The sequence below is a fragment of the Acidimicrobiales bacterium genome, assembly GCA_025455885.1.
In the GTDB taxonomy this organism is placed as follows: Bacteria; Actinomycetota; Acidimicrobiia; order Acidimicrobiales; family Acidimicrobilacustridaceae; genus Rhabdothermincola_A.
In genome coordinates, this window is the sequence record JALOLR010000003.1 from 93,773 (window position 1) to 120,555 (window position 26,783).

General features: G+C 73.4%; 28 protein-coding genes. 27 read left to right on the top strand and 1 reads right to left on the bottom strand.

Features of this window, described 5'->3' with window-relative positions; genetic code table 11:
• The first annotated feature begins 123 nt into the window (after positions 1 to 123).
• The 13 genes from MUE36_03480 (at position 124) to MUE36_03540 (ending at position 9,901) form a co-directional block, all read left to right on the top strand.
• Positions 124 to 810 (top strand): response regulator transcription factor, encoded by a 687-nt coding sequence (locus tag MUE36_03480; GenBank protein MCU0309987.1) that lies wholly within the window; start codon positions 124 to 126, stop codon positions 808 to 810.
• Positions 807 to 2,087: a HAMP domain-containing histidine kinase gene (locus MUE36_03485; GenBank protein MCU0309988.1), complete on the top strand. Its 1,281-nt coding sequence runs from the start codon at positions 807 to 809 to the stop codon at positions 2,085 to 2,087. The genes MUE36_03480 and MUE36_03485 overlap by 4 nt, the downstream gene beginning before the upstream one ends.
• Before the next feature lie 145 nt (positions 2,088 to 2,232).
• A complete protein-coding gene (locus MUE36_03490; GenBank protein MCU0309989.1) occupies positions 2,233 to 3,624 on the top strand; it encodes a trypsin-like peptidase domain-containing protein in 1,392 nt (463 codons plus the stop codon).
• Positions 3,625 to 3,715: 91 nt separating this feature from the next.
• Positions 3,716 to 4,900, top strand: a complete 1,185-nt coding sequence (ftsY, locus tag MUE36_03495) for a signal recognition particle-docking protein FtsY (protein ID MCU0309990.1) — start codon at positions 3,716 to 3,718, stop codon at positions 4,898 to 4,900.
• Complete coding sequence (locus MUE36_03500) at positions 4,897 to 5,196, top strand: hypothetical protein (protein ID MCU0309991.1); 300 nt, start codon at positions 4,897 to 4,899, stop codon at positions 5,194 to 5,196. The genes ftsY and MUE36_03500 overlap by 4 nt, the downstream gene beginning before the upstream one ends.
• Complete coding sequence (gene ffh, locus MUE36_03505) at positions 5,189 to 6,703, top strand: signal recognition particle protein (protein ID MCU0309992.1); 1,515 nt, start codon at positions 5,189 to 5,191, stop codon at positions 6,701 to 6,703. The genes MUE36_03500 and ffh overlap by 8 nt, the downstream gene beginning before the upstream one ends.
• Before the next feature lie 147 nt (positions 6,704 to 6,850).
• Positions 6,851 to 7,096, top strand: a complete 246-nt coding sequence (gene rpsP / locus MUE36_03510; protein ID MCU0309993.1) for a 30S ribosomal protein S16 — start codon at positions 6,851 to 6,853, stop codon at positions 7,094 to 7,096.
• Entirely contained in the window at positions 7,093 to 7,398 is a 306-nt protein-coding gene (locus tag MUE36_03515; GenBank protein ID MCU0309994.1) for a KH domain-containing protein, read from the top strand. Before rpsP ends, MUE36_03515 begins: the two co-directional genes overlap by 4 nt.
• 1 nt (position 7,399) lies before the next feature.
• Entirely contained in the window at positions 7,400 to 7,891 is a 492-nt protein-coding gene (locus tag MUE36_03520) for a hypothetical protein (GenBank protein MCU0309995.1), read from the top strand.
• Positions 7,888 to 8,652, top strand: a complete 765-nt coding sequence (trmD, locus tag MUE36_03525) for a tRNA (guanosine(37)-N1)-methyltransferase TrmD (protein MCU0309996.1) — start codon at positions 7,888 to 7,890, stop codon at positions 8,650 to 8,652. Before MUE36_03520 ends, trmD begins: the two co-directional genes overlap by 4 nt.
• A 129-nt stretch (positions 8,653 to 8,781) precedes the next feature.
• The gene (rplS, locus tag MUE36_03530) at positions 8,782 to 9,126 is read left to right on the top strand and encodes a 50S ribosomal protein L19 (protein ID MCU0309997.1); all 345 of its coding nucleotides are present in this window, start codon (positions 8,782 to 8,784) and stop codon (positions 9,124 to 9,126) included.
• A 114-nt stretch (positions 9,127 to 9,240) separates the two neighbouring features.
• A complete protein-coding gene (locus MUE36_03535; GenBank protein ID MCU0309998.1) occupies positions 9,241 to 9,543 on the top strand; it encodes a DUF2469 domain-containing protein in 303 nt (100 codons plus the stop codon).
• A gap of 13 nt (positions 9,544 to 9,556) precedes the next feature.
• Positions 9,557 to 9,901 carry a YraN family protein gene (locus tag MUE36_03540; GenBank protein MCU0309999.1) on the top strand — a complete coding sequence of 115 codons (345 nt, stop codon included), beginning with the start codon at positions 9,557 to 9,559 and terminating at the stop codon, positions 9,899 to 9,901.
• 21 nt (positions 9,902 to 9,922) lie between these two features.
• Here the strand turns inward: MUE36_03540 and MUE36_03545 are convergent, their stop codons facing one another.
• A complete protein-coding gene (locus MUE36_03545) occupies positions 9,923 to 10,600 on the bottom strand; it encodes a histidine phosphatase family protein (protein ID MCU0310000.1) in 678 nt (225 codons plus the stop codon).
• Between the two features lie 203 nt (positions 10,601 to 10,803).
• On the opposite strand from MUE36_03545, the gene MUE36_03550 reads away from it, so the two are divergent.
• From MUE36_03550 to ispG, 14 genes are all read left to right on the top strand, one after another.
• Positions 10,804 to 11,142, top strand: a complete 339-nt coding sequence (locus MUE36_03550; GenBank protein MCU0310001.1) for a cytochrome c — start codon at positions 10,804 to 10,806, stop codon at positions 11,140 to 11,142.
• A gap of 142 nt (positions 11,143 to 11,284) precedes the next feature.
• The gene (locus MUE36_03555) at positions 11,285 to 12,799 is read left to right on the top strand and encodes a YifB family Mg chelatase-like AAA ATPase (GenBank protein ID MCU0310002.1); all 1,515 of its coding nucleotides are present in this window, start codon (positions 11,285 to 11,287) and stop codon (positions 12,797 to 12,799) included.
• A gap of 1 nt (position 12,800) precedes the next feature.
• The gene (dprA, locus tag MUE36_03560; GenBank protein ID MCU0310003.1) at positions 12,801 to 13,937 is read left to right on the top strand and encodes a DNA-processing protein DprA; all 1,137 of its coding nucleotides are present in this window, start codon (positions 12,801 to 12,803) and stop codon (positions 13,935 to 13,937) included.
• 72 nt (positions 13,938 to 14,009) lie between these two features.
• Positions 14,010 to 14,900, top strand: coding sequence for a tyrosine-type recombinase/integrase (locus MUE36_03565; protein MCU0310004.1), 891 nt, complete (start codon positions 14,010 to 14,012; stop codon positions 14,898 to 14,900).
• A gap of 8 nt (positions 14,901 to 14,908) precedes the next feature.
• A complete protein-coding gene (whiG, locus tag MUE36_03570; GenBank protein ID MCU0310005.1) occupies positions 14,909 to 15,688 on the top strand; it encodes an RNA polymerase sigma factor WhiG in 780 nt (259 codons plus the stop codon).
• Between the two features lie 95 nt (positions 15,689 to 15,783).
• Positions 15,784 to 17,394: a peptidoglycan DD-metalloendopeptidase family protein gene (locus MUE36_03575; GenBank protein ID MCU0310006.1), complete on the top strand. Its 1,611-nt coding sequence runs from the start codon at positions 15,784 to 15,786 to the stop codon at positions 17,392 to 17,394.
• Positions 17,395 to 17,581: 187 nt separating this feature from the next.
• Complete coding sequence (gene rpsB / locus MUE36_03580) at positions 17,582 to 18,580, top strand: 30S ribosomal protein S2 (protein ID MCU0310007.1); 999 nt, start codon at positions 17,582 to 17,584, stop codon at positions 18,578 to 18,580.
• Positions 18,581 to 18,583: 3 nt separating this feature from the next.
• Positions 18,584 to 19,378 (top strand): translation elongation factor Ts, encoded by a 795-nt coding sequence (gene tsf / locus MUE36_03585; GenBank protein ID MCU0310008.1) that lies wholly within the window; start codon positions 18,584 to 18,586, stop codon positions 19,376 to 19,378.
• Positions 19,378 to 20,124, top strand: a complete 747-nt coding sequence (pyrH, locus tag MUE36_03590; protein ID MCU0310009.1) for a UMP kinase — start codon at positions 19,378 to 19,380, stop codon at positions 20,122 to 20,124. Before tsf ends, pyrH begins: the two co-directional genes overlap by 1 nt.
• Before the next feature lie 162 nt (positions 20,125 to 20,286).
• On the top strand, positions 20,287 to 20,856 hold the full coding sequence (gene frr / locus MUE36_03595; GenBank protein ID MCU0310010.1) for a ribosome recycling factor: 570 nt from the start codon (positions 20,287 to 20,289) through the stop codon (positions 20,854 to 20,856).
• Positions 20,856 to 22,631, top strand: a complete 1,776-nt coding sequence (locus tag MUE36_03600) for a phosphatidate cytidylyltransferase (protein MCU0310011.1) — start codon at positions 20,856 to 20,858, stop codon at positions 22,629 to 22,631. The genes frr and MUE36_03600 overlap by 1 nt, the downstream gene beginning before the upstream one ends.
• A gap of 88 nt (positions 22,632 to 22,719) precedes the next feature.
• Positions 22,720 to 23,922: a 1-deoxy-D-xylulose-5-phosphate reductoisomerase gene (gene dxr / locus MUE36_03605; protein ID MCU0310012.1), complete on the top strand. Its 1,203-nt coding sequence runs from the start codon at positions 22,720 to 22,722 to the stop codon at positions 23,920 to 23,922.
• A complete protein-coding gene (locus MUE36_03610; GenBank protein ID MCU0310013.1) occupies positions 23,919 to 25,547 on the top strand; it encodes a site-2 protease family protein in 1,629 nt (542 codons plus the stop codon). The genes dxr and MUE36_03610 overlap by 4 nt, the downstream gene beginning before the upstream one ends.
• Positions 25,544 to 26,779 carry a flavodoxin-dependent (E)-4-hydroxy-3-methylbut-2-enyl-diphosphate synthase gene (gene ispG, locus MUE36_03615; GenBank protein ID MCU0310014.1) on the top strand — a complete coding sequence of 412 codons (1,236 nt, stop codon included), beginning with the start codon at positions 25,544 to 25,546 and terminating at the stop codon, positions 26,777 to 26,779. Before MUE36_03610 ends, ispG begins: the two co-directional genes overlap by 4 nt.
• The last annotated feature ends 4 nt before the right edge of the window (positions 26,780 to 26,783 follow it).

Genomic DNA, 26,783 nt, shown 5'->3' on the forward strand with positions numbered 1-26,783 from the left:
CGCTGCCGCGAAGGTCACGGTAAAGCGTCGAGCCCGCGACGAGCGCACCGGACACGTTCGATGGCCGTGCGTCGCGGCGGCGGTGGGGCCAACCGGGCCGCCGGCGGCTCTAGCCTTCGAGCCGTGCGCGTGCTGGTGGTGGACGACGAGGTCGAGCTGGCCGAGGCCGTGGCGCGCGGCCTGCGGCGCGAGGGCTACGCCGTCGACGTGGCCCACGACGGCGACGAGGCCCTCGACAAGGCGTTGGTCAACCAGTACGACCTCCTGTGCCTCGACATCACCATGCCCGGCACCGATGGACGGGAGGTGTGCCGTCGGATCCGCGCCGAGCCGCTCGACCCGCAACCGCGTGTGCTGATGCTGACCGCTCGGGACAGCCTCGACGACCGGGTGGCCGGGCTCGACGACGGGGCCGACGACTACCTGGTCAAGCCGTTCGCCTTCCCCGAGCTCACCGCCCGGGTCCGGTCGTTGCTCCGCCGCGACACGGCCGGTACCTCGTCGCGCTACGTCGTGGGCGACGTCGAGCTCGACGACGCCCGCCACGACGCGACCCGCGGCGGCCGGCGCCTCGAGTTGACGGCGAAGGAGTTCGCGCTGTTGCGCTACTTCATGACCCGTCCCGGTGAGGTCCTCTCCCAGGAGGTCCTCCTCGAGCACGTCTGGGACGAGCACGCCGACCCGTTCACCAACACCGTCCGGGTCACGGTGGGCACCCTGCGGCGCAAGCTCATGGCCGGTGGCGAGGACTCGGTCATCGAGACGGTCATCGGGCGCGGCTACCGGCTCGTCGACGGGTCCGGCTCGTGAGCGCCCCCGTCGGTCGGCTCCCCGAGGTCTCGCCGCTGGTCCGCGAGCCCCCCACCGGCGAGTACCCGGCGGTCGAGGTGAGGACCCGACTGCACTCGCGCGGGCGGCGCCTGGCCGACCACCTCCCGCCCTGGGCGGGTTCGATCCGGTTCCGGCTCACGCTCGTGTATTCCACGGTCGTCTTCGGCCTCGCCGCCCTGGCCGTCGCCTCGCTGTACTTCGGCCTGCGCTACTCGCTCCAGAACCAGACCATCGGTGTGGTCTTCGACGGCCCGGGCGGCACGTTCCTGCAGATCGACCAGGCCCAGCTCCTGCAGAACCAGGTGAACGAGCGGGCCCTCGACGCGCTGCGCGTCTACTCGCTCAGCGCCCTGTTGGGGCTGTTCTTCGTCAGTCTGGCGGTGGGATGGCTCGTCAGCGGCCGGATGCTGCGACCCATCGGTCAGATCACCTCCACGGTTCGCGAGATCCAGGTCAGCGACCTCAGCCGGCGCATCGACCTCGGCGGCCCCGACGACGAGCTGCGCCGGCTCGCCGACACCTTCGACGGCATGCTCGGCCGCCTCGACGAGGCCTTCGAGGGGCAGCGCCAGTTCATCCACGAGGCCAGCCACGAGCTGCGCAACCCGTTGGCGGTGATCCGCACCAACCTCGAGGTCACCCTCGCCGACCCCGATGCCAGCGCCGAGGACCTCCGTCGCACCGCCGAGGTCGTCGAGCGGTCGACCGAGCGGATGGCCAGGCTCGTGGACGACCTGCTCGTCTACGCCCGGAAGGGCACCCTCTCCCTCGATCGCCAGCCGGTCGACGCGGCGTCGCTCGTCGCGGAGGCCGCCGACGAGTTCGTCGGGGTCGCCGAGGCCGAGGGCGTCGGTCTCGACCAGGTCACCGACGCCGGCCTGTGGGTGCTCGGCGACCGTCTGGCGCTGCGCCAGGCGTTGGCCAACCTCCTGGCCAACGCGGTCCACCACTCGCCGCCGGGCACCACGATCCGGCTGCGGGCCGGCCGGGAGGGCCCGTGGGTGTGGCTCTCGGTCGAGGACCAGGGCCCGGGGATCGACCCGGCCGACCAGGAGCGGGTGTTCCAGCGCTTCTGGCGGGGCAACCCCCGCGAAGGGCGCGAGAACGGCCGCAGCGGACTGGGGCTGACCATCGTGCGTCAGACGGCGGAGGCCCACGGTGGCGAGGTCAAGCTGGCGTCGGTGCCGGGGCAGGGAGCGGCGTTCGCCCTGTGGTTGCCGGCTCTGCCGCCCCCGTCGGCCCCGTCGTCGGGGTGACGTCGTTCCGGTCTCTTTCGTTGTCCCATCGCTTTGCTTTCGGCGCGTTTTTCGGCGGGCCCCGTACCGTCGGTTCCGAGGCGCCACCCGGTGCCACCCCCTCCGCCCCCCGCCCGCACCCCACGGGCCTTCCTCAGGAGCACCGATGACCTGGGACCCGAACCCCCCGCACCGCCCGCCGCTGGGCAACCACGATCACCTCGATCCGGGTGACGAGGCGGCCCGCCGCACGCTCGAGCAGCCCGGTGCGCAGCCCGCCCCCGCCGGCCCCCCTCCGCCGCCCAACCCGGCGTGGCCGACCGCCGAGCGCCCCACCGAGGTGTCCCTCCCGCCGATCCCCCCGGTGCCCCCGCCCTACGCGCCGGCCCCGTCGTTCGTCCCCACGGTCGACGGTCCGCCCCCGCCTCCTCCGCCCCCCGCACCACCGGCTCCGCCGATGGGCACGGGGTGGTCGCTCGGCCCGGCACCCACGCCGCCGCCCGCGCTGCCCCCCGTCGGCGCGCCGCCCTCGCGACACACGGGTCTCAAGGTCGTCGGCGCGATGGTCTTCGCCGCCGCCCTCGTCGGATCGGGCTTCGGTATCCGGGCGGTCACCGAGGACCAGAACGCCGCCACGGTGGTCCGGGCCCCTTCGGCGTCCGCGCCCACCGTCCCCAGCGTCACCGTCGACCCGACCGTCGAGCCGCTGGCCGCCGTGGCCGAGGCGCTCTCCCCCTCGGTCGTCCAGATCGAGGTCACCAACGGGCTCGGCTCGGGTGTCGTGTACCGCGACGGGCTGATCCTCACCAACGCCCACGTCGTCGGGCCCGACACCAGCGTCACCGTCCGCACCGCGGACGGCCAGGCCCTCGAGGGTCGTGTCCTCGGCACCGACACCGGCACCGACATCGCCGTGGTGGAGGTCGAGGGGGCCGACCTGCCGGTCGTGCCCCTCTCCGAGACCGATCCGATCGTCGGCCAGACGGCCGTGGCGCTCGGCAGCCCCTTCGGTCTCGAACAGACGGTGACCGCCGGCATCGTGTCGGCCGTCAACCGCCCGGTCGACAACGACAAGGGCGTGGTCGTCAACATGATCCAGACCGACGCCTCCATCAACCCCGGCAACTCGGGTGGCGCGCTGGTCAACCGCAACGGCCAGCTCATCGGCATCAACACGGCCATCTTCAGCCAGTCGGGCGAGAACAACGGGATCGGCTTCGCCATCCCGATCGAGACGGCCCGCAAGACCGCCGACAAGATCGTGAACGGCCAGTCGGTGGCCAAGGCGGGCCTCGGGCTCTCCGGTCCCCCCGAGACCCCGACCGGCGACGCCGGCGCCTACGTCGAGAGCCTGGTGGCGGGCGGCGCCGCCGAGGCCGGAGGGATCCAGGTCGGCGACACCATCGTCGCCGTCGATGGCGACGAGATCCGGTCCTTCGAACAGCTCCGGGGCGTCGTCAGCTCCTACAGCCCGGGCGACACGGTCACCGTCGAGGTGCTGCGCGACGGCCGGACGGTCGCCGTCGAGGTGACCTTGGGCACCCTGGGCGGGTCCTAGGCCCCGCTGGGGTGCCCTGACCCCGGGCCCGACGCGACCGACCCTTGCGGCCGCGTCGGGCCCGGCGGGGCGTCAGTAGGCTGACCCGGCCATGGAAGCCGTCCTCATCGTCCTCGTCGTCCTCGTCGCCCTCGGCGTCGTCGTCGGCACCGCCCTGGCGCTGGTGCGCGGTCGTCGCCGCGACACCGCCCTCGAGCCGCCGCCCGCCCGCCCCACCGTCCTCTCCCCGGGTGCCACCGAGGCCGACGCCACGCCCGTCGCACCCGACACGTCCACGACGGGAGCCGACGCCGGGCCGGGGGTCGAGCTCGTCGAGCACGACGTCGTCGCCGAGGCCGAGGCCGTCACCGCCGCGGCGGCCCCCGTCGCGCCGGCCCGCCCTCGTTTCCGGGATCGGCTCAGCAAGGCCCGCGGGCTGCTGTCGGGCTACGTCGGCTCGCTCACCGGGCGCACCCGCATCGACGAGGAGACCTGGGACGAGCTCGAGGAGGCGCTGATCCGTGCCGATGTCGGGGTCGAGGCCACCCAGGAGCTGCTCGACGTGCTCCGGGCCCAGGTGCGGACCGAGGGCCTCGAGGACGGCGCCCAGCTCCTCGACGCGCTGAAGGTCGAGCTGACGCGGCGCCTCAGCGGCTTCGACGTGGACCTCGTCCGCTCCACGGGTGACGGACCCACCATCTGGCTGTTCGTGGGCGTCAACGGCGTCGGCAAGACGACCACCATCGGCAAGCTCGGCAAGCGTGAGGCCGACGCCGGGTACAAGGTGGTCATGGCCGCCGGCGACACCTTCCGAGCCGCCGCCGCCGAGCAGCTCGGCATGTGGGCCGACCGCTCGGGGGCCGATCTGGTGCGCGGCAACGAGGGCAGCGACCCGGGCGCGGTCATCTTCGACGCCGTCGAGGCGGCCGGCGCCCGCGGCGCCGACCTGGTGCTCGCCGACACCGCCGGCCGACTCCACACCAAGGTCAACCTGATGGACGAGCTGCGCAAGGTGCGCCGGGTCGCCGACAAGGGCGTCGGCGAGGTGACCGAGGTCCTCCTCGTGCTCGACGCCACCACCGGGCAGAACGGCCTCGTCCAGGCGTCGCAGTTCACCGAGGCCGTCGAGGTGACCGGGGTCGTGCTCACCAAGCTCGACGGGTCGGCCAAGGGCGGCATCGTGGTCGCCATCCAGACGCAGCTGGGGATCCCGGTGAAGCTGGTCGGGCTCGGCGAGGGTGCCGAGGACCTCGTCCCGTTCGACGCCGACGAGTTCGTCGAGGCGTTGTTCTCGTGAGGTTCCTCCTGTTCCCCTTCCACCTGCTGGCCCGCACGCTGGTCGTGTCCACGAAGCTGGTGTTCGCCACCGGTGAGGTGGCGTTCCGCGCCGGGTACGCAGCCGGGTCGCTGCCCGTGAAGGGCAGTGCCGCCGCCGGGCGGGCCCTCGGCCCGAAGGCGGTCCTGGCGTTGGTGGTCGGTCTGGTGCTCGGCGCACTGATCGGTCGCGAGCTCGCCATCCGCCTCTCCGGTGCCCCGCCCGCCGAACCACCGTCCGTTCCCGACCTCCCCGACGAGGTGGCCGTCGATGTTTGAGACCCTGTCCGACCGTTTCGAGGGGGTCCTCGGTCGCCTCCGGGGCAAGGGCCGGCTGTCCGAGGCCGACGTCGACGAGGCGCTGCGCGAGATCCGTCTCGCCCTGCTCGAGGCGGACGTCAACTTCACGGTCGTCAAGAGCTTCGTGGCCCGGGTCCGCGAGCGGGCGCTCGGCGTCGAGGTGTCCGGGGCGCTGAACCCCGGGCAGCAGATCGTCAAGATCGTCAACGAGGAGCTCACCGCCACTCTCGGCGGCGAGACCATCACCATCTCGTTCAACCCGAAGCCTCCGACGGTCGTGTTGATGGCCGGCCTCCAGGGCTCGGGAAAGACCACCAACTCCGCCAAGCTCGCCCGCTGGTTCAAGAGCCAGGGCCGCCACCCGCTCCTCGTGGGCGCCGACCTCCAACGGCCGGCCGCGGTGGAACAGCTCCGCACCCTGGGCGGTCAGATCGAGGTGCCGGTGTGGTCCGAGGACACCGACCCGGTGGCGGTGGCCGCCGGCGCGGTCGCCGAGGCACGCCGCACCGGTCGGGACGTCGTCATCGTCGACACCGCCGGACGCCTCGCCATCGACGCGGACCTCATGGACGAGGTGCGGCGGATCTCCGAAGCCGTCTCCCCCGACTACACGTTCCTCGTCATCGACGCCATGACCGGTCAGGACGCCGTATCGACCGCCGAGGCGTTCCACGCCACGCTCGAGCTCGACGGGGTCATCCTCACGAAGCTCGACGGCGACGCACGCGGCGGTGCGGCGCTCAGTGTCAAGGAGGTCGTCGGCCGTCCGATCGCGTTCGCCTCGACCGGCGAGAAGCTGAAGGACTTCGACCTCTTCCACCCCGACCGCCTCGCCGGGCGCATCCTCGGCATGGGCGACGTCCTCACCCTGATCGAGAAGGCCGAGGAGGTCTACGAGAAGGACCAGGCCGAGGCGGCCGCCGCCCGACTGCTCGAGGGCCAGTTCACCTTCGACGACTTCCTCGACCAGATGCAGCAGCTCAAGAAGATGGGCCCGCTGTCGGGGGTCCTGGGCATGTTGCCCGGTGTGCCCAAGGAGGTCCGCGACGCGCAGATCGACGACCGGGAGATCGCCCGCATCGAAGCCATCATCCGTTCGATGACCGTCGCCGAGCGCACCGATCCCGACCTCATCGACGCGTCCCGTCGCGCCCGCATCGCCAAGGGCTCGGGCACCGAGCCCACCCAGGTCGGCGACCTCGTGAAGCAGTTCAAGGAGGTCTCGAAGATGATGAAGCGCATGGGCGGCGCGGGTTCGAAGAAGATCGCCAAGTCGCGCCGCAAGGCCGCCAAGGGCAAGGCCAAGGCCGGACGCGGCGGACGGAGCGGCGGGGGACGGGTGGCGCCGAAGGGCAAGGCCCCGCTGCGCCTCCCCGAGTTCGATCCGGCCGCGCTGGGCGGGCCCGGCACCGGTCTCCCGGGTCTCCCGGGGCTGCCCGACCTCGGCGGCGGCGCACCGGGAGGCGGTCCCGGGGGCGCCCGGTAGGCTCTGCCCGCAGTCTGCCGACTTGCCTCGCACCGGCTCTGTGCCTCACCATGGACGGTCGCCTGTGCGCCGTCTCCCGGCGCCGGCCCCTTCACCGACGCGCCGACCCCGACCAGAGAGAAGAACCACGTGGTAAAGCTCCGCCTGATGCGGATGGGCAAGACCAAGCAGCCGACCTACCGCATCGTCGCTGCCGACGCCCGGTCGCCCCGCAACGGTCGTTTCATCGAGATCGTCGGTCACTACGACCCCCGCCGCGAGCCGTCGGCGATCACCGTCGACAACGACAAGGCCGTGGCCTGGCTGCGCAAGGGCGCCCAGCCCACCGAGGCGGTCGCCAAGCTGCTGAAGATCTCCGGGGCCATGGACCAGTTCTCCGGCGCAGCGTCGTGAGCGACGCCGTCGAGACCGGGGTGACCGACCAGGACGAGCGCGAGGACGACGAGCCGATCGACGCTCCCGTCGCCATCGAGGTGCTCGAGTACCTCGTCAAGGCGTTGGTGGCCGATCCGGCGGCCGTCGAGGTCGACCTCGACGCCCGAGGGCGCCGTCCGGTGCTCAACGTGCACGTCGGCGAGGGCGACATGGGTCGCGTCATCGGCAAGCGCGGTCGGGTGGCCCAGTCGATCCGGACCGTGGTCCGCGCCGCGGCCGTCCGTGACGGCATCGACGTCGAGGTCGAGTTCGTCGACTGACGTGACCGGTCTGTTGGAGGTCGGGCGGATCGGTCGGCCGCACGGACTGCGCGGCGAGCTCCTCGTCACGCTCACCTCCACAGAGGAGAGCCGTGTCGCACCGGGATCCCGGTTGCGCGCCGGCGACCGGGAGCTGATCGTCGCCTCGTCGCGCCCGCACCAGGGCCGGTGGATCGTCGGCTTCGAGGGGTGCGATCGTCGGGAGGACGCCGACCTCCTCGTGGGTGCCGTGCTGCTCGGTGCGGCCCCGCCGGCGGGCGCCGACCCCGACGCCCTGTGGGTGCACGAGCTCGTGGGTCGGGAGGTGGTCGAGCCGGACGGGACCTCGCGGGGGGTCGTCGAGGCCGTCCAGGCCAATCCGGCCAGCGACCTGTTGGTCCTGGCGTCGGGCGCCCTGGTCCCGTTGACGTTCCTCCGGGGCCGCGACGACGACGGGCGCCTCGTGGTCGAGGTGCCGGCTGGTCTGTTCGACCTGGACGCACCGGCGGGGTGACCGCGGTGTTCCGGTTCGACGTGTTCACCATCCTCCCGGACATGGTCGACGCCGCCGCGGGCGAGAGCCTGCTCGGTCGGGCTCGGGCGCGCGGCGTGCTCGACGTTCGGGTCCACGACCTCCGCGAGCACACCACCGACGTGCACCGCAGCGTCGACGACGCCCCGTTCGGGGGCGGCGCCGGCATGGTGCTGCGGCCCGAGCCGGTCTTCGCCTCGGTGGAGGCCGCCGATCCCGCCCGTCCCCTGTTCCTGCTGGGGCCGGGCGGGCGCCGGCTCGACCAGGCCTGGGCCCGTGAGCTGGCCGCCGGTGGCGGGCTGTCGTTGCTGTGCGGGCGCTACGAGGGTGTCGACGACCGGGTGCGCACCGAGCTGTGCGACGGCGAGCTGTCCATCGGCGACTACGTGCTCGGTGGGGGAGAGGTGGCCGCGCTCGTGGTGCTCGAGGCCGTCGGCCGCCTCGTCCCCGGGGTGATGGGCAACGCGTCGTCGGCCGAGGACGAGTCCTTCGCCGACGGACTGCTCGAGTACCCGCACTACACCCGACCCGCCGAGTTCCGGGGCCACCGGGTCCCGGACGTGCTGCGCTCCGGCGACCACGGCGCGGTGGCGCGGTGGCGCCGGGCGGCGGCGCTCGACCGCACCCGGCGCGACCGACCCGACCTCATCGAGGCCCGCGGGGGGCTCGATCCCGGGGAGCGGGCGCTGCTCGAGTGGTTCGACGGCCTCGGCGGCCCCCCCGCCCCGACGACGGCGCCCTGACCGGGCACTTTGCCGCTTCGGGAGCCCGAGGCGTATCCTTCAGGGTCCCCTCGGGCGTCACGACGCCCGCACGACCGCTCCACGGCGCCGCTCGGCGCCCCGGGGCCACCGACGCCAGGAACCCTTCGCATGAACGCCACCGATCTCGTCGACCTCCAGAGCCTCCGCGACGACATCCCCGATTTCGCCCCCGGTGACACGCTGAAGGTGCACGTCCGTGTGGTCGAGGGCACCCGCGAGCGGGTCCAGGTCTTCCAGGGTGCGGTCATCCGCCGCCAGGGCGACGGTGTGCGCGAGACCTTCACGGTCCGCAAGGTCAGCTTCGGCGTCGGGGTCGAGCGCACCTTCCCGGTGCACTCCCCGATCGTGCAGAAGATCGAGGTCGTCAGCCGTGGCGACGTCCGGCGGGCCAAGCTCTACTACCTGCGCGATCGGGTCGGGAAGGCCGCCAAGATCAAGGAGAAGCGCGACTGACGCCTGCCGCGTCGTCGTGCCGCCCGGGTCGCGTCGTGCCACCCGGGTCGCGTCGAGCGCCCGGGCCGGGCCGAGCCGCCCGCCGCCGGGTGATCGGGCCGCAGGAGGCAACCAGTGACCACCGACGATCTCGAGGACTACGAGTCCGACGTCGAGCTCCAGCTCTACCGCGAGTACAAGGACGTCTGCCCGATGTTCCGCTACGTGGTCGAGACCGAGCGGCGCTTCTACCTCGCCAACGAGGTCGAGCAGACCGTGGTCGCCGACGCCGGGCGCACCCGCGTCGAGCTGGACCTGCGCGACGCATGGGTGTGGGACATGTACCGCCAGAACCGGTTCGTGAGCCACGTCCGGGTCATCACGTTCAAGGACGTCAACGTCGAGGAGCTCCCGCAGAACGAGCTGGGGCTGCGGTGATCAGGCCGACCCGGTGACCGGGCGCCGTCAGGCCCTCGGCGCCCACGGCGAGGCCCTCGCCGCCCGCTGGTACGAGGCCCGCGGCTATCGGGTGGTGGCCCGCAACTGGCGCTGTCGCGACGGCGAGCTCGACCTCGTCCTGACCCGGGGCCGCACCCTCGTCGTGTGCGAGGTCAAGACCCGGTCGTCGGCCGCCTTCGGCTCCCCCGCCGAGGCGGTCACCCCGGCCAAGCAGGCCCGGATCCGGCGCCTCGCCGTGCGCTGGCTCGAGGAGACCGGCTCGCGACCCGGGCACCTGCGCTTCGACGTCGCCGGCGTGATCGGCGCCGACGTCGAGGTGATCGAGGCGGCCTTCTGAGCGGCCTCTCGCTCGGCCGGCTCAGCGGGTGTGGAGGTGGTCGGGCAGGTGGCTCGTGTCGGAGAACCGGTACAGGCTGAACGAGTGCACGCCGCTGATCGGCACCGGGCGGACGACGCTCAGCGAGGCGTGGAACGACACGAACCGCTCCCACTCCCAGGGGACGGGATCGATGCCGAGGAGATGACCGAGGCTGACGGCGTTGGTGCCGGCGTGGGCCACGATCACCACCCTCGGACCGGGGTCCTCGAGGTCCCAGACGACGGGATGTCCCGCCGACCGGCGTGCCCCCATCTCGGCGAGCAGTCCGTCGAGCCCTTCGGTGATGCGGCGGTGGAACGCCCGGAAGCTCTCCCCGCCGGGCAACCCGTCCCACTGCTCGTCGAGCGGGCGGGCGCGGCTGTCGGCGAACGCCTTGCCGACGATCTCCGACGGGGTGCCCTGCCACACCGGGGCGGCGATCTCGGGCAGCCAGTCGAGGATCTCGGGCTCCGTCCCGAGCGCGTCGGCGATCGGCTCGGCGGTCTGGCGGGCCCGGATCAGCGGTGAGACCAGCAGCCGGTCCACCGGCCGGCCCAGGAAGGCCTCGCCGAGGTGACGGGCCTGCTGGTGGCCGTCGTCGGTCAGCACCGGGTCGTCGACGGCCAGTCCGTCGCGGTCCCACTCCGGTTGGCCGTGGCGGACGAAGACCAGCTCCATCAGCCGAACAGCGCCCAGACAACGAGGGCCACGCACACGGCGATCGCCGCGACGACCATCACGACGTCGGCGGGGGAGCGGCGATGTGGCCGGAACGGGTTCATGCCCACGTGCCCAGTATCGCCTGCCGCGACGGATGGGCGCGCATCCGGGTCGCCGCCGGGTTTGGGGGCCGAGGAGGGTGCCCGGCTACCGTCGCCGTCATGAGCATCCGGCGCCCCTCGATCGTGGCCGGTGCGGTGCTGGCCGTCGCCCTCGCCGTGGCCGCCTGCTCGTCGTCGGAGACCACGAGCGTGCCGAGCGACCCGGTGTTGGCCCAGGGCCAGCGGACCTACCTCCAGTACTGCGCCAGCTGCCACGGGCGCGGCGGTGGGGGCGGGCTCGGCCCCAAGCTCGAGGGCGTGGTGGCCGAGCGCTACCCGAACGTCGAGGACCAGAAGGCGATCATCCTGAACGGCCAGGGGTCGATGCCGGCGTTCAAGGGCCGCTTCGACGAGGCCGAGCTCGACGCCCTGGTCCGCTACACCCGCGAGGGCCTCTGATCCGTCCCCGCGGCTCGTCGGGCCCGGCCGTACGGATGGCCATTGTGGCCGCCGACCCGGCGGCCTACGGTGACGACCCAGGACCTCGGCGGCGCTGCCGCCCTCCACCCGTCGGCCTCGGCCGATCGTCAGGGAGGGCAGCATGCTCGCCTCCGTCTCCTCGGCCACGCTGCTCGGCGTCGACGGGGTCGCCGTCGACGTGGAGGTCCACGTCGGCAACGGCCTGCCCGGCTTCACCGTCGTCGGCCTGCCCGACGCCTCGTGCCGCGAGGCACGCGACCGCACCCGCGCCGCCGTGCTCACCAGCGAGCTCGAGTGGCCGCAGCGCCGCACCACCGTCAACCTCGCACCCACCACCGTGCGCAAGGTGGGGGCGGGGCTCGACCTCGCCATCGCCGTCGCGGTGCTCGTCGCCACCGGGCAGGTGCCCCCCGAGGCGGTCGAGGGTCGCGCCTTCGTCGGCGAGCTGGGTCTCGACGGCTCGCTGCGCCACGTCCCCGGGGTGCTCTCCCTCGTCGACGCCGTCGCCGACGGGGAGGTGGTCGTCCCGCCGTCGTCGGTGGGTGAGGCGTCGGTGGTGGAGCGCCACACGGTGCGCACCGCGCCGACACTGGCCCGTCTCGTCGAGGCCCTCCGGGGCGCCGCGCCGTGGCCGAACCCGCCTGATCCGCCGCTCGAGCCGCCCGCCCCGCCCGCACCCGACCTCGCCGAGGTGCACGGGCACCTGCTGGGCCGTCAGGCCCTCGAGATCGCCGCCGCCGGGGGGCACCACCTGTTGATGACCGGGCCGCCCGGCGCCGGCAAGACCATGCTGGCCCGCCGCCTGCCCGGTCTCCTCCCGGACCTCGACGACGCCACCGCCTTCGACGCCACCCGCATCCACTCCATCGCCGGACTCCCGGTGCCCGGTGGGCTGGTGCGCCGGCCGCCGTTGCGGGCGCCGCACCACGGCGCGTCGGCGGTGGCCGTGATCGGCGGGGGAGGGCCGCACCTGCGTCCCGGGGAGATCAGCCTCGCCCACGGCGGCGTGCTGTTCCTCGACGAGTTCGGCGAGTTCCCGCTCGTGGTGCTCGACGCCCTGCGCCAGCCGCTGGAGGACGGGGTGGTGCGCATCGCCCGCGCCGACCATCGGGTCAGCGTGCCGGCCAGGTTCCTCCTGGTCGCCGCCATGAACCCGTGCCCGTGCGGGGAGGGGATGAGCCCTGCGGGGTGCCGTTGCGGCGACCGGGCCCTCGAGCGCTACCGCCGCCGGGTGTCGGGACCGTTGCTCGATCGCTTCGACCTGCGTGTCGACGTCCTGCGCCCTGACCCCGCCCAGCTGCTCCGCGGTGGGTCGGGGGATCCCACGTCCGTCGTCGCCGCCCGGGTGACGACGGCCCGGCGTCGCGCTGCCGACCGGGGGGTGGTGGCCAACGCCGAGCTCTCCGGCGCGGACCTCGAACACCTGGCGCCGCTGACCCCCCGGGCCACCGAGCTCGTGGAGCAGGCCCTCACCAGCGGTCGGCTCAGTGCCCGCGGGCTGCGCCGGGTGTGGCGGGTGGCGCTCACCGTCGCCGACCTCGCCGGCGACGACGCCCCGATCGCCGCCGAGCACGTCGCCACCGCCCTCCACCTGCGCAGCGAGCCGACGTTCCTCGTCGGCCGGCGGGCCAGCTGAGATGGCCCTCCCCGACGAGGCCTACGTCGTGGCGCTGGCCGCCTTGCCCGGCGCCGGCCCGGCCCGGCTGCGGGCCGTGCTCGACGCGTTCGGCCCCGAGGAGGGGTGGGCACGGGTGCGAGCAGGGGGTGTGCCCGGTGAGGTCCTGGCCGCGGCCGGGGCCCGGCAGCCCTCCTCGGTCGTGGCCCGCTGGCGCGCCGAGGCGGGCCGCCTGGACCCGGCACGGGCCTGGGACGCCCACCGCGAGGCGGGGGTCGGGGTCGCCGTCCTCGGCTCCCCGGCGTTCCCTGCCGCGCTCGCCGACGACGACGACCCGCCGGTGGTCGTGTTCTGGCGGGGCGACCCCGACCACCTCGCCGGCGCCCGCGCCGCCGTCGTCGGCACCCGCGACGCCACCGCCTACGGCATCGATGTGGCCCACCGGATGGGGCGCGGCCTGTCCGAGGCCGGCGTGTCGGTCGTCTCCGGGCTGGCCCTCGGCATCGACGGTGCGGCCCACGCCGGGGCGTTGGCCGTCGGCGGTGCGCCGGCACTCGGGGTGGTCGGTTCGGGCCTCGACCACGTGTACCCGCGAGACCACGGCGGACTGTGGCGGGCGGTCGCCGAAGGGGGCCTGCTCCTGAGCGAGTACCCCCTCGGCACCCCGCCCGCGCCATGGAGGTTCCCGGCCCGCAACCGACTCATCGCGGCGCTCGCCGACGTGGTGGTCGTCGTCGAGTCCCACGCCACCGGCGGAGCCATGGGCACGGCCATGGAGGCCGACCGTCGGGGTCGCGCCGTGCTCGCCGTGCCCGGCCCCGTGACGGCGCCGAGCTCGGCGGGCACCAACCAGCTCCTCTTCGACGGGCGGGGGCCCGCCCGCGACACCGACGACGTGCTGCTCGCCCTGGGGATGGAGGTGGTCGGGCGGCGCCGGGCCCGCGAGCGCCGCCCCCGCCCGACCGGCGCGGCCGCCGAGGTGCTCGACGCACTCGGTTGGCACGCCGTGGGACTCGAGCAACTGGTGCTGGCCACGGGGCTCGACACCGGGGTCGTGGCGCTGGCTCTCGACGACCTCGAAGGGGCCGGCTGGGTGGCGCGACGCGGAGGGTGGGTCGAGCGTCTGGGGCGCGACAGCTCGGGAGGGTCGGACCGGTGAGCACCCGGGTGCGCGCCCAATGGGCCGAACGGACCCTGGATGACCCCGCTGACCTGCGGTTACAGTGCCGCGATGCAGTGCGACGGCGACCACTGGTCGCTCGACGGCTTCACCGCGTCGCTCACGAGCGCCGCTCCCACCACCGTCCGCGCGTACCGCGGCGACCTCGAGGCCTTCGTCGAGTGGGCCACCCGCCTCGGGCTCGACGGCCCCGGCGCGGTCACCCGCACCACGCTACGCCGCTACGTCGCCCACCTCGCCACCCGTCGCTACGCCCGACGCACCATCGCCCGCAAGGCCTCCTCGCTGCGTCGCTACTTCGGCTGGGCGGCCCGCACCGGGCTGTCGGGAGCCGATCCCTCCACCGGGCTCAGCGCCCCAGGGGGGGCCGGTCGTCTTCCCCGGGTGCTGCGTGCCGACGAGCTCGACGCCCTCCTCGACCCACCGGCCACGGTCGACCCGTCGCCGGCGCTGCGCAGCCGCGACGACGCCGTGCTCGAGCTCCTCTACGGCAGCGGGCTCCGCGTCGGCGAGGTCTGCGCCCTCCGGCCGGCGGACCTCGATCTGGATCGCCGCCGCATCACGGTCCGGGGGAAGGGCTCGAAGGAGCGGGTCGTGCCGCTCGGCGCCCCCACGGTCGAGGCGCTGCGGGAGTGGATGGGCCACGGCCGGCGCCAGCTCGCCACCGCCGACACGCCGGCCGACGCGGTCTTCCTGGCCGTGCGGGGAGGGCGCCTCGGCGACCGGGAGGTCCGGCGCATCCTCGACCGCCGCGCGCCCGCTCCCACCCACCCCCACGCCCTGCGGCACACCTACGCCACTCATCTCCTCGACGGAGGTGCCGACATACGTACGGTGCAGGAGCTCCTGGGGCATGCCGACCTCGGCACCACGCAGCACTACACTCACGTCAGCAAGCAGCGACTCCGCTCGGTGCTCGATCAGACTCATCCCCGGGCCTAGGGATCGCTGTGGACGACGAACAAGCAGCCCAGACACAGCGCCTCTGGACCGCCTACAAGGCGTCCGGGCAGAAGTCGGACCGTGATCGCCTGATCCTGGTCTACTCGCCGCTCGTCAAGTACGTGGCCAGCCGAGTGGCCGTGGGCCTGCCCCAGAACGTCGAGCAGGGCGACCTCGTCAGCTACGGCATGTTCGGCCTCATCGACGCGATCGAGAAGTTCGACCTCGAGCGGGGCTTCAAGTTCGAGACCTACGCCATCTCCCGCATCCGGGGGGCGATCCTCGACGAGCTGCGCTCCATCGACTGGGTGCCCCGGTCGGTCCGGGCCAAGGCCCGTGCCCTCGAGCAGGCCTACGCGAAGCTCGAGAACGAGTTGCGTCGCAGCCCGACCGAGGCCGAGATCGCCGTCGAGCTCGACCTGACCGACGACCAGCTCCAGACCACGCTCTCCCAGATCTCGTTCATCGGCCTGGCCGCGCTCGACGAGGTCATGGGCGGGGGCGAGCGGGGTGAGTCGATGACCCTCGGCGACACCGTCGCCGACAGCGGCGAGGGCCCCGTCGACGCGTTCGAGGTCGTCGAGATGAAGCAGATCCTCGCCGACGCCGTCAACGGCATGCCCGAGCGCGAGAAGCTCGTGCTCACCCTCTACTACTACGAGGGTCTCACCCTGGCCGAGATCGGTCGGGTGCTCGGCGTCACCGAGAGCCGTGTGTGCCAGATCCACACCAAGGCCGTGCTCCAGCTGCGCTCCCGGATCCAGGCCACCGAGCGCGAACCGGTCTGACCCCCCGGCGTCGGCGGACCCACCGCCCCGACGTCGCTCGCCGTCGCGGCGGCCCCTCCTTCCCCCCGTGAACCTGCGCACCCGGGGAGGGGCCCGTGCCCCGCACGCTCCGCGCCGTCGTCGGCGCTCTCGTCGTCGTTGCCGTACTCGTCGCGCTCGGCGCGGCCGGGCCTCTTCCGCCGGCGTCGGCGGGAGCCGACCGGCCCGTCTATCGGCCCCCGGTCGACGGTCCCGTCGTCTCGCCCTTCGACCTGCCCGCTCAGCCGTGGATGGCCGGCAACCGGGGCATCGACTACGCGCCGGCGCCCGGCACGCCGGTGCTGGCCGCCGCCGAGGGGGTGGTCGAGTTCGCCGGACCGGTGGGCGGGGCACTCCACGTCACCGTCCGCCACGGTGACGGCCTGCGCACCAGCTACTCGTTCTTGGCCGAGGTCACCGTCGCCACCGGGGCCAGGGTCCGCCAGGGGCAGCCCGTCGGCGTCGCCGGCGGGCCGATCCACTTCGGGGTGCGCGACCCCGACGGGCGCTACCTCGACCCGGTACTCCTCCTCGCCGGCGAGCTCGTACCCGACGCGGTGCTCGTCCCCGGCACCGCCGAGGGAGCCGATCCGCTCGTCGAGCGACGCAGCCTGCTGTCGGTCCTCACCTCGAACGGCGTCGCCGCCACCACCTGGGCCGTCGACGCGTGGGCCTCGGCGGCGTCGGCGACGGTCGACTCGCTGGCCGGGGCCGACGTCCTGGGGTTGGCGTGGCGGGCGTGGCGGGAGTGCACGCCGGGGTCGACGGCGGTGCCGCCTCACGACGGTCGGCGGGTGGCGGTGGTCGTGAGCGGGTTGGGCACGGGCAGCGGGGGCAACTCCGCCTGGGAGATCCCGACGGATCGTCTCGGCTACGAGACCGCCGACGTGGTGCGGTTCTCCTATGCGGGCGGACGGTCGCCCGATGCCCGGGTCGCGCACCGGCCCGGGGCGCCGGGGCTCGACGGGCTGGCGGTGCGGGAGTTCGGTGCCCCGGACTCCCAGCAGGCCATCGAGGAGTCGGCGGCCCGCCTCGCCGCGCTGCTCACGGAGGTCGCGGCGCGGGCCCCCGGCGTCCCGATCGACGTGATCGCCCACTCCCAGGGCGGGGTCGTCTCACGGGCGGCCATCGCCGGCGCGGCCGAGCGCGGCGCCCTCCCCGCCACGGTGGAGAACTTGGTCACGCTCGGCTCGCCCCACCGGGGCGCCCCGTTGGCCGACGTCGTCGCCGAGCTCGAGGCCAGCGAGCGCGGTCGGGTGGTGCTCGACGAGGTGTCGGACCGCTTCGGGCTGGGCGACCTCGATCCGTCCGCACCGGCCGCGGGACAGCTCCGGCGGGGGGCTGAGGGGCTCTCGGGCCGGGTCGACCAGCCGTTGCCCGACCAGGTGCGGTTCACCTCCATCGGCGCCCGGTGGGACCTGACGGTCCCCGCTCCCCAGACCGGGGACGCGGCGGCGCGCGTGGTCGTCGTCGATCCCGGGCTCACCGATGCCCATGGAGCGCTCACGTCCGACCCGGCCGCCGAGCGTGAGATCGGGCTCGCCGTGGCCGGTTTGGCGCCGGGGTGCGAGTCACCGGTCGACGTGCTCGCCGACGGCGTGGGCTCGGGGGCCGTCGTGGTCCTCGAGAGCGCCGCAGCGGCGGCGGCGGCGGGCGGGACGGCCGTGGCCGACGCCGTCGGGCCCTGAGCCGCCGGGTCGGGTTGGCCGGGCGGGGCCGACCTCCGTAGACTCACCGTCCGGTCCGGCGTCGTGCCCGACCCCGACGAGGAGCCGGTCGCCCCTCACACGACACTCTCGGGTCCGCCGACCAACGGTCGCCTCGTTTCGGGGCGCGGGCGGAGCTCGATCCGCCCAACCGTTGGAGGAGACAACCATGGCCCCCGTCGTCACCATGCGCCAGCTGCTCGAGGCCGGCGTCCACTTCGGTCACCAGACCCGTCGTTGGAACCCGAAGATGAAGCGCTTCATCCACGGCGAGCGCAACGGCATCTACATCATCGACCTCCAGCAGACGTTGGGGCGCATCGAGACCTCCTACAGCTTCGTCCGCGACCTCGTCGCCGGCGGCGGCACCATCTTGTTCGTGGGCACCAAGAAGCAGGCCCAGGACCCGGTGCAGTCCTACGCCGAGAAGTGCGGCATGCCCTACGTCAACGAGCGCTGGCTCGGCGGCATGCTCACCAACTTCCAGACCATCTCGAAGCGGGTCGCGAAGATGAAGGAGTACCAGCGCATGCGGGACTCCGGTGAGTTCGAGGCGATGCCGAAGAAGGAAGCCCTCCTCATCAGCCGGGAGCTCGAGAAGCTCGAGCGCAACCTCGGCGGCATCCGCAACATGGAGCGGCTGCCCGACGCCATCTTCGTGCTCGACACGAAGAAGGAGGACATCGCCGTCACCGAGGCCAACAAGCTCGGCCTCCCGATCGTGGCGGTCGTCGACACCAACTGCGACCCCGACATCATCCAGTTCGTCATCCCCGGCAACGACGACGCCATCCGTTCGGCCAACCTCATGGCCCGAGTGATCGCCGACGCCGTCGAGGAGGGCCGCTTCATCGCCTCGCGCTCCGGTGGTGGGGCGACCGCCACCCCGGTGGCCGCCGAACGCACCCCCGAGGAGGAGGCCGCGCACGAGGCGGCGCAGGCCGAGGCCCGCCGGCAGGCCGCCCAGGCCGCGCAGCAGCGTGAGGCCCGCATCGCCGCCGAGAAGGCCGAACCGGCCCAGTCGGCCGTGGAGACCGAGGCGCTGGCCGCCGACGAGCCCACCGGCGCCGGGCTCAGCCCCGAGACCGCCGAGAACCTGCTCGACGACGCCGCCGCCGTCACCGCCGACGAGATCGCCGCCGAGACCGACACCCCCCAGGAGTCCTGAGAGATGGCCGAGTTCACCGCCAAGGACGTCAAGGCGCTGCGTGACGCCACCGGCGCCGGGATGATGGATGCCAAGAAGGCCCTCCAGGAGAACGACGGGGAGATGGAGGCCGCCGCCCAGTGGCTGCGGGAGAAGGGCATGGCCAAGGTGGCCAAGCTCGAGGACCGCGACAACAGCCAGGGCTCGGTCGCCGTCGTCGTCGACGGCCCGGTCGGCGCCATCGTCGAGCTGAAGAGCGAGACCGACTTCTCGGCCAAGGCCGACGACTTCACGTCGCTCGTCCAGGAGATGGCCGACCTCGTCGTGGCCAAGGGCGTCGACGCGCTGGGCGAGCTCGAGGGCGACCTCGACAGCCTCAAGATCGCCAAGAAGGAGAACATCGAGCTCGGGTCGGTCGTGCGCTTCGACGCCGCCGACGGCAACGTGCTCGACTCCTACCTCCACATCCAGGACGGACGGGGCGTGAACGCCGTGCTCGTCGAGATGGCCGGGGGCAGCCGTGAGCTGGCCCACGACGTCGCCGTCCACATCGCCTTCTCCAAGCCGCCGTACCTCACCCGCGACGAGGTGCCCGCCGACGCCGTCGAGAAGGAGCGCCAGGCGCTGCTCGACATCACGAAGGCCGAGGGCAAGCCCGAGCAGGCCTGGCCGAAGATCGTGGAGGGCCGGCTCAACGCCTGGTACAAGGACCAGGTGCTCCTCGAGCAGGGGTTCGTCCGCGACGACAAGCAGACCATCGCCCAGTACCTGGGCGACGCCACGCTCGTCCGCTTCGCCCAGGTCTTCATCGGCGCCTGATGTCGGAGCAGGGATCCGCCGGAGGCGCCACGGCGCGCTGGTCGCGGGTGCTGCTCAAGGTGTCGGGCGAGGCGTTCGCCGGCGAGGCGGGCTACGGCATCGACGGGGCGGTCGTCCAGCGGATCGCGAAGGAGATCGTCGAGGTCCGTCGTGACATCGACGTCGAGATCGCCATCGTCGTCGGTGGTGGCAACATCTGGAGGGGCATGTCGGGGGCCGGCGCGGGCATGGACCGTGCCCAGGCCGACTACATGGGCATGCTGGCCACGGTCATCAACGCCCTGGCCCTGCAGGACACCCTCGAGCAGCTCGGCCAGCCGACCCGGGTGCAGTCCGCGATCCACATGGCCCAGGTGGCCGAGCCGTACATCCGCCGTCGTGCCGTCCGCCACCTCGAGAAGGGGCGGGTGGTGATCTTCGCCGGGGGGACGGGCAACCCGTTCTTCACGACCGACACCACCGCCGCACTGCGGGCCGTGGAGATCGAGGCCGGTGTGCTGTTGAAGGGCACCCACTCCGGGACCGACGGCATGTACACCGACGATCCCCGCACCAACCCCGACGCCACCCGCCTCGACGAGGTCTCCTACCTGGAGGTCCTGAACCAGGGCCTCAAGGCGATGGACTCCACCGCCATCACCCTCTGCATGGACAACGACCTGCCCATCGTGATGTTCGACCTCAACGGCGAGGGCAACGTCCGGGCCCTCCTCGAGGGTCGCTCGGTGGGCACCCTGGTCCGCTGAGGTCCGCTGAGGTCCGCCCGCGCCGCGGCCGGCCCCCCCTCGGCGGTGGCCCGACGGGGTAGCGTCGGAGCGTGGGGTGCGAGAAGACCGGTGTCGATCTCCGCCCACCCCCGCGCACCGGACGCGGTGAGGCCCGACGAAGCCGAGGAGAGCAGTTCTGCGATGAGTAGCGAGATGGCCGATCTGGCGCTGGCCGAGAGCGCCGAGAAGATGGCCAAGGCCGTCGTGCACGCGCGGTCGGAGTTCGCCTCGATCCGAACCGGGCGCGCCGCCCCGGCCCTCGTCGAGCGGATCCTCGTCGACTACTACGGCTCCGAGGTCCCGATGCAACAGCTCGCCGGGTTCTCGGTTCCCGAGGCCCGCCAGCTCATCATCACGCCCTTCGACAAGGGGGCCATGGGGGCCATCGAGAAGGCCATCCAGAACTCCGATCTCGGGCTCAACCCCAGCAACGACGGCAACGCCATCCGCCTGTCGTTCCCGCCGCTCACCCAGGACCGGCGCAAGGAGCTGGTGAAGGTCGTGAAGCACATGGCCGAGGAGGGCAAGGTCTCGCTTCGCCAGGTGCGTCGCCAGACCCGCCACGAGCTCGAGGCGCTGGAGAAGGACGGCGACCTCTCGAGTGACGAGCTGATGCGGGCCGAGAAGGAGCTCGACAAGCTCATCCACGCCCAGGAGGCCGAGATCGACACGGCGTTGGCGCTCAAGGAACGCGAGCTGTTGGAGGACTGATGACTCCCGACGACGAGACCCCCGTGGACGACGGCGATGCGCCGGCGGCGCCGCCCGAGGCGAGTGAGGGCGTCCGCCTGATCGCCGCCGACGAGGTCGACAAGGTGGCCGAGCGGGGAGGGGTCGCGAAACGGCGGCGTTCCGACGAACCGAAGTACGGCGACCGGCCCCCGGCGCCCCCCGACGACGTCCGCCCCACGATCCGCTTCCCGCTGCCCGACGCGAGCGATCCCGAGGGGTTCGAGCGGCCCCGGGTGGCCCCCGTCGAACGCCAGGTGGCGGAGGGCTCGGTCACCCCGACGCCCGAGGCCCCCCCGCCCGCCGAGCCGGCGGACGTGACCCGCGTGATCCTCGGTGACGACCAGCCCGTGCTCGACCTCGGGCCGGGCACCGGCGAGGCGCTGCTCCCGCACTGGACGGAGCCCCCCACCGGGCAGGTCCCGCTCGTCGTGATCGGCGACGAGGTTCCCGGGGGCGACGACGAGGAGGCCCGGTGGAGCTCCTACGCCGCCGGGGCCACCCGGTGGCGTGACGAGCACGACACCTCCGACCACGGTGACCTGCTCGCCGACCTCGCCGAGGTCGACGACGAGGCGACGGCCGCCGGAGCGCTCGACACGGCGCCGCGGGCCAGCGACGACGCCTATCTGAACTTCGACGACGTCGACCTGGGCGCCGGGCCGCCGGTGGCGGCCTCCCGATCGCGTCGGCGTTCGACCCCACCTTCGGAGGCGTCCGCCCCGGGGGGGCCGATCGACCTCAGCGGGCGCCAGCCGACCGCGCCCCCTCCGCCGCCGCCCCCGTTGCCCGAGGCTCCCGGGGAGCGCCGTGGGCGCGCCGCCGCTCCCCGCGCCTCGCGTCTGCCGTCCACCCATCCCGGGCCGGTCGATCCCGCCGCCGACCCGGCCGCGCCCCGGTCGCGGCGTCCCGTCCCGCCGAGCGACGACGGTGGGGACGGCGCGGCGCGCAACGTGCCCCAGGCGGTCGTGGCCGGGCTGGTGATCGCCGTGGTGGCGCTGGTGGCCTTCGCCGTCGGGCCGGCGGCGGCGATGGTGCTCGTCACCGTGGTGGTGGCCCTGGCCGGCGCCGAGTACTTCGCCGCCCTCCAACGTGGCGGGTTCCGGCCGGCCACCCTCCTCGGACTCGTGGCGGTGGCGATCCTGCCCGTGGCCGCCTACTGGCGGGGCGAGGCCGCAGTGCCGCTCGTGATGTTCCTCTCCCTCGTCGTCGGCGTGCTGTGGTTCATCCTCGGGGTGGGGGGCAAGGCCCGGCCGACGGCCAACCTCGGCGTCACGCTGCTCGGCATCGTGTGGGTCGGGGTCCTGGGTTCGTTCGCGGCGCTCATCCTCGACATCCCCGTCGAGGGCGTGTCCATCCTGTTGCTCACCGTGGTGGCGGCGGTGGCCGCCGACGTCGGGGGGTTCTTCGTGGGTCGGTCGATCGGGCGCACGCCGCTCACCCCGACCTCGCCGAACAAGACCGTCGAGGGGCTCCTCGGCGGGGTCGTGGCCACGCTGCTGGCGGTGTTCGTGGTCGCCGTGATCCTCGGCTTCGGCCCGTTCAGCGCCGGGCAGGCCCTGGTGTTCGCCCTGGTCGCGGCGCTCGTGTCGCCGCTCGGCGACCTGGGGGAGTCGTTGTTGAAGCGCGACCTCGGGCTGAAGGACATGGGGGCGCTCATCCCCCAGCACGGCGGGGTGCTCGATCGCTTCGACGGGCTGTTGTTCGTGTTGCCGACGGCCTACTACGTGACCCGCTATTTCGGCTTCGCGGGCTGAGTCGGGGCGCGCCGCCGCCCCGCCGTCCGCCGGCGGGGCGATCGTTCCCCGAGGCGATTCCGTCGCAGCGCGTCGGTAGGCTCGTCCCATGACTGCCACGCGGGTTGCGCTGGCCGGTTCCACCGGTTCGATCGGCACGCAGACCCTCGACGTGGTGGCCGCCGAACCTGACCGATTCGAGCTCTCCGGCCTCGGTGCCTCCGGCCGGCACCCCGAGGTGCTGGTGGCCCAGGCGCGAGCCGTGCGGCCCAAGGTGGTGGCCGTCGCCGACGCGGCCGCGGCCGGAGCCGTCGCTGCCGCGCTCCCGGAGTGCGAGGTGCGGGGGGGACCCGACGCCATGGCCAGCCTGGCCGAGGACGCCGACGTGGTCGTCAACGGCGTGGTCGGCTTCGCCGGGCTCGACGTGACCCTGGCCGCCCTGCACGCCGGGCGACGCCTCGCCCTGGCGAACAAGGAGTCGCTCATCGCGGCCGGCCCGGTGGTGCAGAGGGCCCGGCGCACCCCGGGTGCCGAGCTGGTGCCCATCGACAGCGAGCACGGCGCCCTCCACCAGTGCCTGCGGGCCAACGACAACCCGGCCCGGGTCGCCCGGCTGTTGCTCACCGCCAGCGGGGGCCCGTTCCGGGGCCGCTCGGCCGCCGAGTTGGCCGAGGTCACCGTCGACGAGGCCCTCGCCCATCCGACCTGGTCGATGGGACCGAAGATCACGGTGGACTCCTCCACGCTCATGAACAAGGGCCTCGAGGTGATCGAGGCCCACGAGCTGTTCGGCGCCCCCGCCGGCGACGACGGTGTCGGCCTCGGCTTCGACCAGATCGACGTCGTCGTGCACCCCCAGTCCGTGGTCCACTCCATGGTCGAGTTCACCGACGCCTCCACGATCGCCCAGCTGTCCAACCCGGACATGCGCCTGCCGATCGGGTACGCGCTGGCCTGGCCGGACCGCATCGCCACGCCGTTCGGTCGCATCGACTGGACGACGCTCGGCCGGCTCGACTTCGAACCGCCGGACGCCGACGCCTTCCGCTGCCTCGGCCTGGCCTACGCCGCCGGCCGGGTGGGGGGCACCGCCCCGGCCTGGCTGAGCGCCGCCAACGAGGTCGCCGTCGACGCCTTCCTCGCCGGGCGCATCCGCTGGGCCGACATCGCCGCCCTCGTCGCCGCCGCCCTCGACCGTCACGACGGCGCCCCGGCCACCGACGCCGGGTCGGTCGTCGCCGCCGACGCCGAGGCCCGCCGGGTGGCCACCGATCTGCTCGCCTCGTTCGATCCCCCCGGAGCCCCCTCGTGAGCGACACCCTCCGCCCTCCCGGTCCCACCGCCCCGTCCGGCGACGACCGTCCCTGGCCGACGGTGGGTGCCGCGGTGCCGCCGGTCCCACCGCCGGCAGGACCCGACCCCGGCGACACCCGTGACCCCGGCGACCGCGCCGAGCCGGTCGTTCCCCGGCCGTCGCCCTTCGCCGACCAGCGGGTGCGGCTCGCCCTGCTCGTGGCGGCGGTGGTCGCCCTGGGGCTGTTCGCCGGCTGGCCGGTCCTGTTGATGGTCGTGGCCATCGTCATCTCGGTGTTCCTGCACGAGATGGGCCACTTCCTGGTGGCCAAGTGGGCCGGCATGAAGGTCACCGAGTTCTTCATCGGGTTCGGTCCCCGCATCTGGTCGTTCCGCAGGGGTGAGACCGAGTACGGGCTCAAGGTCATCCCCGCCGGGGCGTACGTGCGCATCATCGGGATGCACACCCTCGAGGAGGTCGACCCCGCCGACGAGGCCCGCACGTACCGCAACAAGCCGTTCGCCAAGCGCCTCCCGGTGGTGCTGGCCGGTCCGGCCATGAACCTGCTGATCGGCCTGGTGCTCCTCGTCGTGGTGTTCGCCGGCTTCGGCACCCCCCGTCCCGACCAGTGGGAGGTGAGCCGGGTTCTCGAGGGGTCGGCGGCCGAGTCGGCCGGCGTGCTGCCCGGCGACCGCCTCGTCGAGTTCGCCGGGTCGCCGGTCGCCGAGTTCGCCGACTTCGCCGACCAGGTCCGCCCCGTGGCCGGGTCCGAGGTCGACCTCGTCGTCGAACGCGACGGCGAGCGGATCACCCTCACCGCTCCGGTGGGCTGGGAGCTCGACGCCACCGGCGCCGCCCCCCTCCCGGGGCTCGAGTCGGGTGACCGGGTCACCGCGGTGGGCGACGTGGCCGTCGCCGACTACCCCGAGACGGTGGCTGCCCTGGGTGCCGCCGCCGGACCGGTCGTCGTGACCTTCGACCGCGACGGCTTCCTGTACACCGCCACGATCACCGGTCCCGTGGACATGCCCGACGACGGTGCCCGGGGCTTCCTCGGCATCGGTCCGGAGACCCCGAGGGTCCGCGAGGACGTCGTGTCGGCCACCGGTGAGGCGGTGCGCACCTTCGGCGAGGTCACGGTCATGTCGGTCCAGGGCCTCGGGCGCTTCTTCTCGCCCGACGGGCTCAGCCGCTACGCCGAGCTGTTCACGGCCGACGAGGGGTCCTCGGTCCCGAGTGCTCCGACCGGGGTGACACCGCTCGACCCCGACGCCCCGGTGACCAGCTCCGCCTCGTCGAGCGCCGCCGAGGAGGATCGGGTCCTGTCGATCCTCGGTGTGATCCGGCTCGGGTCGCAGGCCGCCGACGCCGCCGGGGCGGTCACGTTCCTCTACCTGCTCATCACGGTGAACATCTTCCTGGGGCTCATCAACCTGGTGCCGTTGCTGCCCTTCGACGGCGGCCATGCCGCCGTGGCGATCTACGAGGGCATCCGGTCGCGGATCGCGCACCGGCCCTACCGGGTCAACATGGCGCGGCTGATGCCCATCACCTACGCGGTGGTGTTCCTCATGGTCGGGCTCGGCCTGTCGTCGATGTACCTCGACATCGTGAACCCGGCCCAGAACCCGTTCCAGCCGTGACCCGCCTCGCCCCTCAGAGCCGCTACCCGCGCCGCCCGACCCGCCAGATCCGGGTCGGCAAGGTGGCCGTGGGTGGTGACGCTCCGATCACGGTGCAGTCGATGACGACCACCAAGACCGCCGACGTCGAGGGCACGCTCCAGCAGATCTACGCCCTCGCCGGGGCGGGGTGCGACATCGTCCGGTGCACCTGCAACGAGGTGGAAGCCGCCGAGGGCCTGGCCCAGATCGTCCCCCGCTCGCCCATCCCGATCATCGCCGACATCCACCACCGGTACCGGCGGGCCCTCGAGGCCATGGAGGCGGGGGTGCACGGCCTGCGCCTGAACCCGGGCAACATCCGTCGGCCCGAGCACATCAAGGCCGTGGCCGCCGAGGCCCGTGACCGGGGCCTGCCCATCCGCATCGGGGTCAACGGCGGTTCGCTCGATCCCGAGCTCTACGACAAGTACGGCGGGCGGGTGACCGCCGAGGCGATGGTCGAGTCGGCGTTGCGTGAGATCGCCTACTTCGACGAGGTGGGCTTCACCGACATCAAGATCTCGGTCAAGGCCTCGAACGTGGCGCTGATGATCGACGCCTACCGCCTCCTGGCCGACACCGTCGACCACCCGTTGCACCTCGGCGTCACCGAGGCGGGCCCGCCGCCGGCCGGCCTGGTGAAGGCCACCGCCGGCATCGCCACCCTGCTCGCCGAGGGCATCGGCGACACGATCCGCTACTCCCTCACCGCCGATCCCGTCGAGGAGGCCCGGGCCGGGCGGTGGCTGCTGGAGAGCCTGGGGTTGCGCGAGCGCCGGGGCCTCGACCTGATCGCCTGCCCGTCGTGCGGCCGTGCCGAGGTCGACGTGATCGAGGTGGCCGAGCAGGCCCAGAAGGCCCTCGACGGCCTCGAGATACCCATCCAGGTGGCCGTCATGGGCTGCGTCGTCAACGGTCCGGGGGAGGCCCGGGAAGCCGACCTGGGCATCGCCGCGGGCCGCAAGCGGGGCCACCTCTTCGTGAAGGGCCAGGTGGTGAAGGTGGTGCCCGAGTCGTCGATGGTCGAGGCGCTCGTCGAGTGGGCCCAGGTCATCGCCGACGGCGGGGTCGAGGAGGCGCTGCGCCGCAAGGACGACACCGCCGCCGCGGAGGCCGAGGCCGACCGTGCGTCGCTGCTCGACGAGCAGGGCGACGACGCCAACCACGCCGGCGAGCGCATCGAGGTCATCCGCAAGCTCGACGCCACCTGAGGGA

Bases quoted from the DNA above. Each gene is read 5' to 3' on its own strand.
- MUE36_03555 (MCU0310002.1), top strand. From the start codon at position 11,285: ATGCTCGCCTCCGTCTCCTCGGCCACGCTGCTCGGCGTCGACGGGGTC.
- MUE36_03550 (MCU0310001.1), top strand. From the start codon at position 10,804: ATGAGCATCCGGCGCCCCTCGATCGTGGCCGGTGCGGTGCTGGCCGTC.
- pyrH (MCU0310009.1), top strand. From the start codon at position 19,378: ATGTCGGAGCAGGGATCCGCCGGAGGCGCCACGGCGCGCTGGTCGCGG.
- frr (MCU0310010.1), top strand. From the start codon at position 20,287: ATGAGTAGCGAGATGGCCGATCTGGCGCTGGCCGAGAGCGCCGAGAAG.
- tsf (MCU0310008.1), top strand. From the start codon at position 18,584: ATGGCCGAGTTCACCGCCAAGGACGTCAAGGCGCTGCGTGACGCCACC.
- MUE36_03565 (MCU0310004.1), top strand. From the start codon at position 14,010: ATGCAGTGCGACGGCGACCACTGGTCGCTCGACGGCTTCACCGCGTCG.
- rpsB (MCU0310007.1), top strand. From the start codon at position 17,582: ATGGCCCCCGTCGTCACCATGCGCCAGCTGCTCGAGGCCGGCGTCCAC.
- MUE36_03490 (MCU0309989.1), top strand. From the start codon at position 2,233: ATGACCTGGGACCCGAACCCCCCGCACCGCCCGCCGCTGGGCAACCAC.
- MUE36_03545 (MCU0310000.1), bottom strand. From the start codon at position 10,600: ATGGAGCTGGTCTTCGTCCGCCACGGCCAACCGGAGTGGGACCGCGAC.
- rpsP (MCU0309993.1), top strand. From the start codon at position 6,851: ATGCGGATGGGCAAGACCAAGCAGCCGACCTACCGCATCGTCGCTGCC.
- ftsY (MCU0309990.1), top strand. From the start codon at position 3,716: ATGGAAGCCGTCCTCATCGTCCTCGTCGTCCTCGTCGCCCTCGGCGTC.
- MUE36_03600 (MCU0310011.1), top strand. From the start codon at position 20,856: ATGACTCCCGACGACGAGACCCCCGTGGACGACGGCGATGCGCCGGCG.
- dxr (MCU0310012.1), top strand. From the start codon at position 22,720: ATGACTGCCACGCGGGTTGCGCTGGCCGGTTCCACCGGTTCGATCGGC.
- ffh (MCU0309992.1), top strand. From the start codon at position 5,189: ATGTTTGAGACCCTGTCCGACCGTTTCGAGGGGGTCCTCGGTCGCCTC.
- dprA (MCU0310003.1), top strand. From the start codon at position 12,801: ATGGCCCTCCCCGACGAGGCCTACGTCGTGGCGCTGGCCGCCTTGCCC.
- rplS (MCU0309997.1), top strand. From the start codon at position 8,782: ATGAACGCCACCGATCTCGTCGACCTCCAGAGCCTCCGCGACGACATC.